12 protein-coding genes are annotated in these 13,262 nt (G+C 41.7%); 5 read left to right on the top strand and 7 right to left on the bottom strand.

Annotation, left to right across the window (positions count from 1 at the left end; all coding sequences use genetic code 11):
• The first annotated feature begins 288 nt into the window (after window positions 1–288).
• The 3 genes from MUCPA_RS36400 (at window position 289) to MUCPA_RS25450 (ending at window position 4,540) form a co-directional block, all read left to right on the top strand.
• A complete protein-coding gene (locus tag MUCPA_RS36400) occupies window positions 289–1,278 on the top strand; it encodes a chitinase (protein ID WP_008510282.1) in 990 nt (329 codons plus the stop codon).
• A 66-nt stretch (window positions 1,279–1,344) separates the two neighbouring features.
• The gene (rnr, locus tag MUCPA_RS25455) at window positions 1,345–3,480 is read left to right on the top strand and encodes a ribonuclease R (protein ID WP_008510281.1); all 2,136 of its coding nucleotides are present in this window, start codon (window positions 1,345–1,347) and stop codon (window positions 3,478–3,480) included.
• An 85-nt stretch (window positions 3,481–3,565) separates the two neighbouring features.
• Window positions 3,566–4,540, top strand: a complete 975-nt coding sequence (locus MUCPA_RS25450) for a polyprenyl synthetase family protein (protein WP_008510280.1) — start codon at window positions 3,566–3,568, stop codon at window positions 4,538–4,540.
• A 193-nt stretch (window positions 4,541–4,733) separates the two neighbouring features.
• Here MUCPA_RS25450 and MUCPA_RS25445 read toward each other — a convergent pair whose 3' ends face one another.
• From MUCPA_RS25445 to MUCPA_RS25430, 4 genes are all read right to left on the bottom strand, one after another.
• Complete coding sequence (locus tag MUCPA_RS25445) at window positions 4,734–5,588, bottom strand: HAD-IIA family hydrolase (RefSeq protein ID WP_008510279.1); 855 nt, start codon at window positions 5,586–5,588, stop codon at window positions 4,734–4,736.
• Between the two features lie 34 nt (window positions 5,589–5,622).
• On the bottom strand, window positions 5,623–6,675 hold the full coding sequence (locus MUCPA_RS25440; RefSeq protein WP_040628042.1) for a hypothetical protein: 1,053 nt from the start codon (window positions 6,673–6,675) through the stop codon (window positions 5,623–5,625).
• 246 nt (window positions 6,676–6,921) lie between these two features.
• Window positions 6,922–8,280, bottom strand: a complete 1,359-nt coding sequence (locus tag MUCPA_RS25435; RefSeq protein WP_008510277.1) for a glutamine synthetase family protein — start codon at window positions 8,278–8,280, stop codon at window positions 6,922–6,924.
• A gap of 346 nt (window positions 8,281–8,626) precedes the next feature.
• Window positions 8,627–9,643: a glutamine synthetase beta-grasp domain-containing protein gene (locus MUCPA_RS25430; protein WP_008510275.1), complete on the bottom strand. Its 1,017-nt coding sequence runs from the start codon at window positions 9,641–9,643 to the stop codon at window positions 8,627–8,629.
• 444 nt (window positions 9,644–10,087) lie between these two features.
• On the opposite strand from MUCPA_RS25430, the gene MUCPA_RS36395 reads away from it, so the two are divergent.
• Both MUCPA_RS36395 and MUCPA_RS25420 read left to right on the top strand, forming a co-directional pair.
• Complete coding sequence (locus MUCPA_RS36395) at window positions 10,088–10,711, top strand: phosphatase PAP2 family protein (RefSeq protein ID WP_008510274.1); 624 nt, start codon at window positions 10,088–10,090, stop codon at window positions 10,709–10,711.
• Between the two features lie 260 nt (window positions 10,712–10,971).
• Window positions 10,972–11,406 (top strand): DoxX family protein, encoded by a 435-nt coding sequence (locus tag MUCPA_RS25420; protein ID WP_008510273.1) that lies wholly within the window; start codon window positions 10,972–10,974, stop codon window positions 11,404–11,406.
• Between the two features lie 45 nt (window positions 11,407–11,451).
• On the opposite strand, the gene MUCPA_RS25415 is transcribed toward MUCPA_RS25420, so the two are convergent.
• From MUCPA_RS25415 to MUCPA_RS25405, 3 genes are read right to left on the bottom strand one after another with little or no spacing between them, the layout of a single operon-like run.
• Complete coding sequence (locus MUCPA_RS25415) at window positions 11,452–11,922, bottom strand: CYTH domain-containing protein (RefSeq protein WP_008510272.1); 471 nt, start codon at window positions 11,920–11,922, stop codon at window positions 11,452–11,454.
• A gap of 20 nt (window positions 11,923–11,942) precedes the next feature.
• On the bottom strand, window positions 11,943–12,860 hold the full coding sequence (locus MUCPA_RS25410) for a ribonuclease Z (RefSeq protein ID WP_008510271.1): 918 nt from the start codon (window positions 12,858–12,860) through the stop codon (window positions 11,943–11,945).
• Window positions 12,861–12,881: 21 nt separating this feature from the next.
• On the bottom strand, window positions 12,882–13,259 hold the full coding sequence (locus MUCPA_RS25405; RefSeq protein WP_008510270.1) for an STAS domain-containing protein: 378 nt from the start codon (window positions 13,257–13,259) through the stop codon (window positions 12,882–12,884).
• Between the last annotated feature and the right edge of the window lie 3 nt (window positions 13,260–13,262).

Genomic DNA, 13,262 nt, shown 5'->3' with positions numbered 1-13,262 from the left:
CAACTTACTAAAACATCAAACCAACTATAATTTTCTGATTTGCTTTTCATCAGAAAAACAACAAAGCAAATCAACTTATTCTATTAAAATTCCAGCGGACAAACAAAACTATTTTACCCACAACATTCGTCATAAAGCCAAAAATTTAAGCTCCTTTAATTTATATGCAATCCTCCTAAACATTTATGCCAACTACAACGTATTTAATCACAGTTAAACGTTAAGTTTGATAATGCTTGTCAATTTTAAAAAGCCAGCAATTAAATACACCCGCATAAAGCAAACCGCATGAAATACCTGATATCCTCTGCCAAATTCACTGTCTTACTATTAGCCGCGTGCACCTTACTGAGTTTTAAATGTGGCTCAAATGCGCCAGCCGAAAAAGTTGTTACCGCCGGTCCGCCGGTACCATCGTATTTTACAGAAAAAGATTTTAACGCCTTCTTCCCCATGCGCGATAAATTTTATACCTACAAGGCTTTTATGCAGGCTATTGCCGAGTTAGGCCAGATTAGGGTGAAGGTTGAAAAGCATGACGTATCGATCTATAAATTAACCAGAACGGATGCCAAAACAGGAAAATCAACCGTGATAAGGCAAGATGAAGACTGGAACGAACCCTGGGCACAAAAAAAACCGTACAGCACTTATGATGTGGTATATGCCACCTTTTGTGCCGAAAAGGATATATTGACCAACAAAAAAGAGTTAGCAGCCTTTTTTGCCCACATAGCGCACGAAACCCGCCACGGCGAAAACGGAAAATATAACGATGGCTTAATGTATACCCACGAGCTGAACACTACGCTACCCTATATTGCCGAGAATGATGACTACCCACCCGTGGCAGGCAAAAAATATTATGGCCGCGGGCCTGTGCAGTTAAGCTATAACGGCAACTACGGTTATGCATCGCACTGTATTTTTGGCGATAAAAAAGTACTACTTAACAACCCCGACCTGATTACTACCGATGCAGTGGTGGCCTTTAAAACTGCCATTTATTTTTGGATGACGCCCCAAGCCCTTAAACCAAGTGCGCATGATGTGATGATAGGCAAATGGAAGCCCAGTGCCGCGGACTTGGCCAAAGGAAGAAAACCCGGCTTTGGGATGACCATTAACATAATTAATGGCGAAGTGGAATGTAATAAAGGTGAAGCTGTTTACAGCATGAACGACAGGATTGGCTATTACCAATATTTTTTAAAACGAATGGCTGTTAAGGACGATAATTGCGCTTGCTCGTGCGGCAAGATGCAGCCCTACCTATAAACAATCACTTTGGTATGACCCTTTAAAATATAAAATAGCGTACCTTTAGCGTAGTAAATATATAATATGTCTAAAAAAGAACAAAGTCATTCTATCAAACAGGTACTTGAACAACTGGTACTGAACGTGTTTGAGCAGAATGGAAACCAACCACTAAACCACAAGCAGGTATCTGCCAAATTAAATATTCTTGAGCCCGAATCAAAAACTGTTATTCTGGAAATATTAAAGGAAGAAGCCTTTAAACAAGTATTAAAAGAAGTATCCCCCGGCAAATTCCAGCTATATGAATTAAAAACCTTTGTTGAAGGTAAAGTTGATTTAACCAATGATGGCTCGGCTTTTATTATTACCGAGGATGAATTTGAGAGCGATATTTTTGTTGCTCCGCGTAAGTTAAGAAATGCACTGCACGGCGACCGTGTTAAGGTTTACGTATATGCCAAAAGTAAGGGCAAACGTAAAGAGGGCGAAGTGATAGAAATTATCAAGCGCGCTAAAATGGAGTTTACAGGTATTGTAAAACTATCTGAGCGTTTTGCTTTTTTTGTGCCCGATGACCGTAAAATGCTTCATGATATTTTTATCCCCATCAATGATTTAAACGGAGCTAAAAATGGAGAAAAGGCCTTAGCCGAAATTACCGACTGGCCGCCGGAAGCTAAAAACCCCGTTGGCCGCATTAAAAATGTATTGGGCAAACAAGGAGAGAATGATACCGAGATGAACGCCATACTGGCCGAATACGGTTTCCCGCTATCCTTCCCGGCCGAAGTTGAGCATGATGCCGAAGCGATATCTGATATTATTACGCCCGAAGAAATTGCCAAACGCAAGGATTTCAGGGATGTGCTTACCTTTACGATAGACCCATTTGATGCCAAGGATTTTGATGATGCCTTGTCGTTTAAATACCTCGATAACGGCAACTACGAAATTGGTATTCACATTGCTGATGTTTCGCATTACATCATCCCCGATTCGCCACTGGATAAGGAAGCTTTTGAGCGCGGCACCTCAGTTTATCTGGTTGACCGTGTAATACCGATGCTGCCGGAACGGCTATCCAACGGGCTATGCTCGCTTCGCCCTAATGAAGATAAGCTTTGTTTTTCGGCCGTGTTTGAGCTTGATCAAAACGCATTTGTAATTAACGAGTGGTTTGGCAAAACAATTATCCACTCCAACAGGCGCTTTACCTATGAAGAAGTGCAGGAGATTATTGAGAACGGGGATGGAGAGTATATCAAGGAGATCACGATACTTAATCAACTGGCTTACCAACTGCGCGACCGCAAGTTTAAAAACGGCGCCATCAGCTTTGAAACAACCGAAGTTAAATTTAAGCTGGATGCAAGCGGCAAGCCTATAGGCGTGTATGTAAAAGAGCGCAAAGATGCCCACAAGCTCATTGAGGATTATATGTTGCTGGCCAACCGCAAGGTTGCCGAATTTGTGGCCAAAAAAGCTAAAGGAAAAAACAAGTATACCTTTGTTTACCGCTCGCACGATTCGCCCAAGCAAGAAACACTGGCTGGCTTTGCCCAGTTTGCGGCCAGGTTTGGGTACAAAATCAATACCAAATCCGACAAGGAAATTGCCCGCTCCCTCAACCATTTAATGGAAGATGTAGAAGGTAAAAAAGAGCAGAACGTGCTTACTCAGTTAGCCATACGCTCAATGGCGAAGGCCATTTATACTACAAAAAAAACCAGCCACTACGGCCTGGCATTTGATTATTATACGCACTTTACCTCCCCTATCAGGCGGTATCCCGACGTGATGGTGCACCGCTTGCTGCAACATTATTTGGATGGAGGCAAATCGGTTAATGCCGAGCAGTACGAAGTGCTTTGCGTACACAGCTCGCAAATGGAGAAAAAGGCAGCCGATGCGGAGCGCTCATCTGTTAAATACAAACAGGCCGAGTATCTTAAAGACCAGGTTGGCAATATCTTTAGCGGGATTATTTCGGGAGTTACCGAGTGGGGCATGTATGTGGAGATTATCGATAACAAATGCGAGGGCATGATACGCCTGCGCGATATATCAGATGATTTTTATACACTTGACGAGAAGAACTATGCCATCATCGGTCAGCGTAAAAAGAAAACTTACCGTTTGGGCGATGAAGTACAAATCAAAGTAAAAAGTGTTGATCTCACTAAGAAACAAATAGATTTTACGTTAATACAAGGTTAAACAGACTGTACAATTTTTCATAAAAAGAGGAATTGTACAGCCAATTGTTACTTTTGTTGAAAATATCAGGTTCCGGCCAGTTTTTATGCAGCAGATCCAGCAACTCCAGAATTCAATAAATCAATACATCAGTAATAAAAAATACGGAACTACACCCGTAGAGCTTTACGAGCCCATCTATTATATTATGGCATTAGGCGGCAAGCGCTTAAGGCCCTGCCTTTTATTAATGGCATGTGATATGTTTGGCGGCGATGTGCAACAAGCGCTGGCCCCTGCCCTGGCCATTGAGGTTTTCCATAATTTTACGCTGATGCACGATGATATTATGGATAAGGCTCCCCTGCGCCGCGGCAAACCCACCGTACACGAAAAATGGAACGCCAATGTGGCTATCCTGTCGGGCGATGTGATGATGGTAGAAGCCAACAAATTAATTATGCAGGTTGACGACCGGATATTACGCCCCGTACTGGATGTTTTTAACGACACCGCGGTAGGCGTTTGTGAAGGCCAGCAGATTGACATGAATTTTGAGACCCTAACTCATGTAACCATCGATGAATACATCAACATGATCAGGCTTAAAACGGCTGTGCTGGTTGCCGGAGCTTTAAAAATGGGGGCTCTGGTGGGTGGCGCAGATGATGCCGAAGCATCATTGCTTTATTCGTTTGGTGAACAGTTGGGCATCGCCTTCCAACTACAGGATGACATTTTGGACGTGTACGGCGACCCGAAAAAATTCGGTAAGCAGGTTGGCGGCGATATCATCTCCAATAAAAAAACTTACCTGCTGATTAAAGCCATGGAACTGGCGAAAGGTGAAACTTTAACCGAGTTAAATTACTGGATATCGGCCACCGAATTTAACGGAATTGAAAAGGTAACCGCGGTAAAAAACATCTATAATCAGCTCAATATCCGCGAACATGCCGAGGCCGAAATGAACCGCTATGCCGAACAGGCCATACTTAATTTCGAGAAGATCAATTTACCCAACGAGCGGAAAGTAATTTTAAAGGAATTTGCCGACATGCTTTTGGTTAGAGATTATTGATTGAAGGATTGATTTATTGAATGATTGATTGATTGATTTTGTTATTTCAAGACAAGGCATCCCCTCACCACCCTGTCATCCCGACCGTAGGGAGGGAACTTTTATGAGCGATAAGTCTACAGTTTACCAAATCCATGCAGAGAGATCTCTCCCTCCGAGATGACAAGTTGATTATGATTGTTCAATCATAATCCTACTCATCAACCACTGCAGTATCGCAAATATAAGTAGGCACAATGCCGGTGGCTGTAATACGTGTTTCGGCATCGGCGGCAAGGGTATTACCGGTAAACACAAGCACGGTATCCAAGCCGAATTTATTACCCCCTAAAATATCGGTATGCAGGGTATCACCCACCATCAGGATATCTTTTTTACCGATGGGCATTTTTTCGCGAACCAGGTCATAGGCAAACATAAACATCTGCGAATCGGGCTTGCCAAAACGGATAAACTTTTTACCCAATATATTCTCGAGCATGGTAGCCAGGCCGCCTATGGCAATGGATACATCGTTTACAGACAGCGGGTAAGCCAGGTCGGTATTGGCCACAATGGTGGGGATATTACGCCTGCGTAACAAGTTCACCGCTTTGTTAAGATCATGAAACCAGTTAAAACCCTCATCATCCAGCAATACCAGGGCATTCACCTGGTCAATATTGCTGTCGTCAATCATACTCACAGGCAAGGTATGCAAACCCGATGTTTCGATGTAATGGGCAGAATTTGATGTACCCAGGTAGGCTACAATACCATCGTGCACTTTAAGGTCCAGGTATTCTTTAGCCAGCATGCCCGACGAGATGATATGCCCGTATTTAATGGTAGGCAAACCTATTTTGTGGAACGAATCTGCCAGTTGGATGGGGCTGCGCGAAGCATCGTTGGTAACGATATAATACTTCTTTTTTTGTGAATCAAGGTAAGCGAAGGTTTTATCCATACCGGGTACCAGGCCCCTGTAATTTTTTATAACGCCAAAGGCGTCAAAAAATATAACTTTATATTGGTCAACTACGTCTTTAAAATTTTGTGTTTGGATCATCCGGGGAGGGTATTGAATTTAGTGTACGGCTATCTCATTTATACTCCGGGACTTCAATCCCAAGGGTATCAATTAATTTTTCGGCATCAAAACCGGTTTCTATAGAGGGCAGATAGATCTCAAAAGCTTCTGCTTGTAATTTTTCGGCATATTGGTGACTAAAAAAATACTGGCCATCCTTAATAACATAGTTTAAAATAAAAAAGCGGTAAGCCTCGCGTAAAAAGCGCAACTCGTCGGCAGTAAGCGGGTTAATCTGATGGTATTCTTTCAGGAAGATCATAAAACGGTCTTCCATCATGGGGTTAACCAGGTAACTGAATACGGTGCGGTCGCCTGCATCTGATACTACCCTGCTGAAAAAATAAAAGTCCATCATACGCGAACTCATCCGGAACCAATCATAATCCCATCGCGAAAATAGCTCCAGCTTATTATTTACCGAGAAATTGCCAATGTTCCAGTCGATAAAAACCGGTATGGTTTCAAAAGTACCGGCATTGTATTTTGTACGGTATTTTAAAAATTGCTCGCAGTGATACTCAATCACTTCGCCTTTGTCCAACGATCCAAACTTCATCGGGTTGGCATGGAGTTGCTCCGTAAGGGTATTCATATCGGTCCGTAAAGTCTTCGACGATTTGGGCAATACATTGCTAACGCGCGAGCAAGCTTTGTGAAACTTGGCAATCTGCTGGGCCAACTTACGGATCTGATGTTCGTCCAAGCGGCGTGGCAAACGCTGCATAACCCGGGTAGGGTTGTAAAAAACAACCCAGGCATCAGTTTTCCCCCATTTATAACGGTAAGTATAAACCCTGTTATTTTTTAAGAGCGATTTGGATAACAAATTCTCGAAAGGGTAAAGCAGGTTATTGCAAAGGGAGTGGATGATGCGATGATCCTCCTTAAAATGTTCGTATTTACCGAAGTACGATAGCTTGGCAATAACAATATCATCATCTATAAACGTAATGCGGAATACATGATTGGTAGATACCAGGGCGCTGATATCCTCAATACTCCGGATGTGCTTTGAATCGTCATACCCTTGCCAGGCTTTTTTTATAATAGCGGTATAGTTCATATATATTCTTTTGATTTCACCGATGATTGATTGATTGCACTGATTGCTTTTGATTTGATCGGTTTGATTGTGTGCTTTAATGACAACAAACATAAATAATTAGTCTATGCCCTTGCAATAATCAGTGTAAACCCTAATCAAATCAATCGGTGTAATCGCCCTTCAAAAATCTGTGTAATCCCAATCAATAATCAGTGTAATCTCCCTTCAAAATCTGTGTAATCCCAATCAATGTAATCCCAATCATCATATAATCTCGAAATACCTTTTCAACTCCCAATCGCTTACATGTTTGGCGTATTGCTTACACTCCCATAAGCGGGTTTGTGTAAAGTGCTCAACAAAAGCGCTGCCAAACAATTCTTTCGCCAGCGCCGAATTTTTCATATCCATAGCCGCATCGTATAAATTAGGCTTTAACTTACCATTTTTTGTATCCAGGTAGCCGTTGCCAACCGTAGGCGGAATATCCAGAGCCAGTTTGTGTTTGATACCATACAAGCCCGATGCCAGGGCCGCCGCCATACCCAGGTAAGGGTTATTATCAGAACCGGGAATGCGGGTTTCTAACCGGGTATATTTTTTTGAAGGATGCAGCACCCTTAATGCCGCGGTGCGGTTATCAAAACCCCAGGTTATGGTTGTTGGTGCCCATGCCCCCTCTACCAGGCGTTTATAGCTATTGATGGTAGGTGCATACATAGGCAGTAAATGAGGCAGGCAATATAACTGCCCCGCCACGTAGTGCTTAAAGGTATCGCTCATATCATGAGCATCCGTACCATCGTAAAACAAATTTTCAGTTTTATCGAGGCTCCATAAGCTTTGGTGGATATGGCCGCTGCAACCGGGCAGGGCATCGTTCCATTTAGCCATAAAAGATGCCATGATACCGTGCTTAGAGGCTATCTCTTTAGCAGCATTTTTAAACAGCGCGGCTTTATCAGCAGCTTGCAAAACATGGTCGTGCATAATGGCTGCTTCGTATACTCCGGGGCCGGTTTCGGTATGCAGCCCCTCTAAGGGCACATTGAATTTTTGGAGCAGATCAAAAAGATCGTAATAGTAATCGCTATGCTGGGATGTACGCAGGATAGAGTAGCCAAACATACCCGGTGTTAAAGTTTGCAGCCTGGCAAAACCTTTTTCCTGTACAGACTGGGGAGTCTCCACAAAATTAAACCATTCAAACTCTTGGGAAAACTCCGGATGAAAGCCCATTTGACGGGCATCATCGGCAATGCGCTTCAATAAACTGCGCGGGCAGCTATGCAGATCATTTCCATCAGCTTTGCTAAAATCAGCTATAAAAAACGGAATATCGTTTTGCCAGGGTATGGTACGGAAGGTATCCATATCAATCCGGCAAATCCTGTCGGGATACCCGGTGTGCCAGCCTGTAAGGTCAATGTTATCATAACAACTATCGCTGCTATCCCAGCCAAAAACAACATCACAAAAACCATAGCCATCCTGCAGGCCATCTATAAACTTTTGCTTGTTAATTATCTTCCCCCGCAACACGCCATCAATATCGGCAAAAGCAAATTTTATTTTATGTATATCTTTTTCATTCAAGTATTCAATAAGTTGATGTTTATCCATGGCAATAAAAATCTAATACGTTTATAATAGAGTAAAGATAACCAAGTAGCGCGATTGTCAACCGTATCAGGTTAAAAAAAGGGGATAAGAAGCAGGAAGTAAGAGGTAGGAAGCAAGAGGTAAGAAGCGAGAGGCAGGAGGCAGGAAGCAAGAAGCGTGAGGCGTGAGGCGGGAAGGCAAGAAACAGTAAGATAGAAGCGGGAGGTAAGAAACGGAAACATAAAGCTAAGCCTCTCGCTTCTTTTGTAAAGTGTTAAAAACAAAAATGTCATTTCAACTCAGCCCGAAGATTGCTCTTGATGCTTTGTTGAAATGACATTTTTTATTACGCTAAATCATCGGGGAATTATAATTGGGCTGATTTTACAGTTTTAATGATCACTGCAGCCACTTTATATGGATCGGCAGCAGAGTTAGGGCGACGATCTTCCAGGTAACCGCTCCAGCCTTTTTGTACTGTGTACAGAGGGATACGGATAGAAGCACCACGATCTGATACGCCATAGCTGTAATCGTTGATAGAAGCAGTTTCGTGTTTACCTGTTAAGCGCTGCTCGTTATCGGCACCGTAAACGGCAATATGCGCCTTAACAACTTCTGGCGGACGGAAAGCTTCCAAAATTTTGGTATAAGTTTCCTGACTTGCAGCTGTTCTTAAAGTAGTATTTGAGAAGTTAGCGTGCATACCAGAACCATTCCAGTCTAATTGACCTAATGGTTTGCAATGCCAGTTGATGGCAACGCCATAGCTTTCGCCTATTCTTTCTAATAAATAACGGGCAACCCAAATTTGATCACCTGCTTCTTTTGCGCCTTTAGCAAAAATCTGGAATTCCCATTGTCCGGCAGCAACTTCAGCGTTGATACCTTCAACATTTAAACCAGCATCTAAACATACATCAAGGTGCTCTTCGATAATCTCTCTTCCAAATGCATTGTTAGCACCTACAGAGCAGTAGTAAGGACCTTGAGGGCCTGGGTAACCACCAGCAGGGAAACCAAGCGGTTTGTTGGTTTTTGGATCCCACAGGAAGTACTCCTGCTCAAAACCAAACCAGAAATCATTATCGTCATCTTCGATCAGAGCGCGACCATTGGATTCGTGCGGCTGACCACTTGAATCTAATACTTCGCACATAACCAAGAAAGCGCTTTTTCTTTGTGGATCCGGGCAAATGAAAACTGGTTTAAGGATACAGTCTGACGAACCACCTGGTGCCTGCTCGGTTGAAGAACCGTCAAAGCTCCAATCAGGGCATTCGCCTAATGTTCCGCCGAAATCGTCTACAATTTTAGTTTTGCTACGAAGGCTTTGTGTTGGTTTGTAACCATCAAGCCAAATGTACTCGAGTTTTGTTGCCATTGTTTAATTGTTTTGTAAAGCTTGGTTCAAATATGCGTTTTTTGTAATGAATTATGCAATAATGATTGCGAATTTATAATAATGTTTCAATTTTTCACAATGTTCTATCAATTTAATCTGCTTAGTAGAAATTTTTTCTTAAAATGAATAAATTTCAAATCGCTAATTCGCAAAAATGATAACATGCCTTACAACGGCTGAAAGATTAAGTTATTTTTAAGATCAAACAAATATGCCTAACAACTTTACCCGCCATACCCAAGGCATGCCATTTCGCTAAGTAATCATATCCTTGGTTGCAGCAAAAAAATACCCCACCCTGAAGTACGATAGAGCGTACCATCCTGGTGTTGATATATTTTTTTTGGATAAATCACTTTATTTTGTTCCCTTAGCTATGGTTTCTTTTAAAAAAACTAACATATAACACACTTAACAACAACTATGAAAAGGCTTGCATCGCATATCGTTTCCATTATACTCATCCCATTACTTGCTCCCACATACCTTTTTGCTATCATTTTATTCTACTTTCCGCATTTAACTTCGATAGTTAGCATTGGTGATAAACTGCTATCTATACTCTATATTTTTATTGCCACAACCCTGCTTCCCTTTATTGTTGTGTTTATTTTATATAAAAGAAAAGTGATTAGAACGCTTACGCTGGATAACAAGGAAGACAGGGTAATACCGCAGGCTTTCTCCTGCGTTATATATACGGCTACCTGCCTGCTTTTAGTTTACAAGGTGGGTGCAACCAACGCATTAACCCTATCTATGGTAGCGGTTGCTATATCGGTAATAGGGCTAACTTTAATTACACCATACTGGAAGATAAGCACACACGCCTGCGGCTCATGGGGGCTGTTCGCTATTCTTTACGACTTAAATTCGCGTTTTCCGGTTCAAAGTTTTCAGCCTCTTTATTATACTATACTATTTTTAACGGTTAGCGTTTGCTTTGCCAGGCTTTATCTTAAGGTGCACACGCCTATGCAGGTACTTGCAGGCAGTGTAATGGGCGTTTTAATTGGATTTTCGCTCTTCCATTTCTTTCTTAATTAGCATCATCAGATGGTAAAAGCCTCACCTGATCTTTTTTTATGCATCAGGAAAGCATCTGCATGGCTTTTTAACCCAATAGCTTTGTAACTTAAAGCTTGTTTTATTATCAATTTTACAAGCTTAACCTATTTTAGGCAAACTTTTCTCATTTATTTGATTTATAGCTATTTACGACAATTATTATCAAAAAAGCTATTGTTTTTGATAAGTGCTATTTGTAAATTTATACAACCAAACAAACTTTAAAAAAGGAGGCCATCATGAACCTGGTTCATAAAATTGAAACATGGGGAGACACACACCACCCCGTGGTATTAGACCCTTTCAGAATAGTGCTCGGAATGTTTTTGTTATTTAAAGGCGCCACCTTTATGAACAATACCGCATCGCTGCACTCCATCATTGCCGATCAAAATGTTATCAACCTATCCAACGGTGCTTTGATGGGTGTGGTGTACTTTATTGCCTTTGCTCATATGGTAGGCGGAATGATGATCACATTCGGCGTATTAACGCGCATCGCATCATTGATACAGATCCCCATTATTATAGGGGCAATTATGATGTCAAACGCTATTGAGTTACCCGGCAACACAGATTTGTGGTTATCCATTGTGGTACTGGCCATGCTGATAGTTTTCAGTATTGTAGGCTCCGGTAAATTATCTATCCAACGGATTTTGGAAAATCAATAAAGGCCTAAAACACATAAAAAAAGCGATAGTAAACTATCGCTTTTTTTATGCCCAATTTTTGTAGGGATTTATCGAGAGATTGGAGTTATAATACCTGTCGTCGCCGGTTACTTCTGTTTCAACCCAATCCGGCAGATCAAAAGTTTCAGCTTCGTCATCCAGTTCAATCTCCGCCATAATCAACCCTTCGTTATCCCGGTCAAATACATCAATCTCCCAGAGTTTTCCGGCGAAGGTGATGCAGTAACGCGTTTTATAAATAACGGCCTCACAAAAGGCTGAAAGCAGTTCGCCGGCATCATCAACCGGTATTTCGTACTCATATTCACTGCGCGATATCCCCTTTGATTTACCTTTGATGGTGATATAAGCCTGGTTACCGGCAACTCTTACCCTTACGGTTTTATCCGCCTCTTTTACCATATAACCCTGGCGGAAAGCCGTACCTGCCGGCTTATTCAGCTGATTCCATTTTCCATGGTTAACCAAAAACTTTCTCTCTATCTCTACTCCCATTAAACAAGGTATGTTTTATGTTATGATTCTATTACGAAGGTTTTACCCTCGATAGCCAGTTCCGTTTCCGGAAAAACGGAGCGCGCCTCATCCAATAAATCAGTTAGTGTTTTGTACCGGGCCGAAAAATGGCCTATCAGCAACTTTTTAGCACCAGTAATTTTAGCTATCTCACCGGCTTGCAAAGCAGTAGTATGATGGGTTTCATTGGCCCTGTCGAGCATATCGTGCGCAAAAGTAGCTTCATGATACAGTAAATTAACACCTGCAATCTGCTCAAAATAGCTCTCGTTATATAATGTATCCGAGCAGTAAGCATAAGCGCGAGGTTCTTCGGCAGCGGTAGTTAATTCGTTATTGGGATAAACCTGTCCGTTGGTAGCAAAATAATCTACTCCTCTTTTTAGTACCGCGTAATACTCAACAGGCACCTGTAGTTCCTCAACCCTCTCTTTAATAATTTTACGCAAACGCCGTTTCTGACGGAAAAGAAAGCCGGTACAAGCAATACGATGGTCTAACAAAATAGTTTCGACAGTGATATCCTGGTTATCGAGTATGATCTCTGATTTAGAGGGATCGGTAGCGCGAAATTCCAGGTCAAATTGAATCGTTGTCTCCGAATATTCAAAATGCATTTGAATAATGTCTTTCAAATGTGCTGGACCAAACAAAGTAATAGGCTTTTTACGGCCGTTTAAGTTTAGTGATGAAAGCAGGCCAACCAAACCAAGGTAATGATCGCCGTGCAGGTGACTGATAAAAATATAGTCGATCCGGCTGGATTTGATATCGTAACGCAACATTTGCTGCTGCGTACCCTCGCCGCAATCAATTAAATAAAAACGCTCGTTAATATTAAGCGCTTGTGCCGTTGGGTTTCTATTATATATAGGTGTTGCCGAACTGCTGCCCAGGATCGTTACATCAAATCTCATGTCCGGTAAACAAATACAAATTTATCTTGATTCTTTTTTTAGATCTTTTTCAATCTCTTCCATAAATATCAGGTCCACAGCCTCATCGTTGGTATTTACAACCGTTAATACATTATCTAACTGCGAGATGGTAACCAATCGGGCAACCGCCGAATTAAGGCCTACCAATATAAAAACACCGTTACCATTTTTACACAAACGATGACCAACCAGTAAACTGCTTAAACCAGAAGAATCTGCAAATTTTACCGAAGATAAATCAAGGATAATGTTACGCTGTCCTTCAGTATTCATTAATATCAATTCCGATTTAAGCTGCGGAGTAATTAACGAATTCAATTTATTTTCGTTCAACTTTAACAGAACGTATTTTTCGTGTTTATCTACAGTAAATTTCATTTC

Source organism: Mucilaginibacter paludis DSM 18603 (assembly GCF_000166195.2).
GTDB lineage: Bacteria > Bacteroidota > Bacteroidia > Sphingobacteriales > Sphingobacteriaceae > Mucilaginibacter > Mucilaginibacter paludis.
The sequence above is the reverse complement of the archived record's forward strand: the minus strand, read 5'-3'. Positions and strand labels throughout refer to the sequence as shown.

Bases quoted from the DNA above. Each gene is read 5' to 3' on its own strand.
- MUCPA_RS25420 (WP_008510273.1), top strand. From the start codon at position 10,972: ATGAACCTGGTTCATAAAATTGAAACATGGGGAGACACACACCACCCC.
- MUCPA_RS25410 (WP_008510271.1), bottom strand. From the start codon at position 12,860: ATGAGATTTGATGTAACGATCCTGGGCAGCAGTTCGGCAACACCTATA.
- MUCPA_RS25415 (WP_008510272.1), bottom strand. From the start codon at position 11,922: ATGGGAGTAGAGATAGAGAGAAAGTTTTTGGTTAACCATGGAAAATGG.
- rnr (WP_008510281.1), top strand. From the start codon at position 1,345: ATGTCTAAAAAAGAACAAAGTCATTCTATCAAACAGGTACTTGAACAA.
- MUCPA_RS36395 (WP_008510274.1), top strand. From the start codon at position 10,088: ATGAAAAGGCTTGCATCGCATATCGTTTCCATTATACTCATCCCATTA.
- MUCPA_RS25430 (WP_008510275.1), bottom strand. From the start codon at position 9,643: ATGGCAACAAAACTCGAGTACATTTGGCTTGATGGTTACAAACCAACA.
- MUCPA_RS25445 (WP_008510279.1), bottom strand. From the start codon at position 5,588: ATGATCCAAACACAAAATTTTAAAGACGTAGTTGACCAATATAAAGTT.
- MUCPA_RS25405 (WP_008510270.1), bottom strand. From the start codon at position 13,259: ATGAAATTTACTGTAGATAAACACGAAAAATACGTTCTGTTAAAGTTG.
- MUCPA_RS25440 (WP_040628042.1), bottom strand. From the start codon at position 6,675: ATGAACTATACCGCTATTATAAAAAAAGCCTGGCAAGGGTATGACGAT.
- MUCPA_RS25450 (WP_008510280.1), top strand. From the start codon at position 3,566: ATGCAGCAGATCCAGCAACTCCAGAATTCAATAAATCAATACATCAGT.
- MUCPA_RS25435 (WP_008510277.1), bottom strand. From the start codon at position 8,280: ATGGATAAACATCAACTTATTGAATACTTGAATGAAAAAGATATACAT.
- MUCPA_RS36400 (WP_008510282.1), top strand. From the start codon at position 289: ATGAAATACCTGATATCCTCTGCCAAATTCACTGTCTTACTATTAGCC.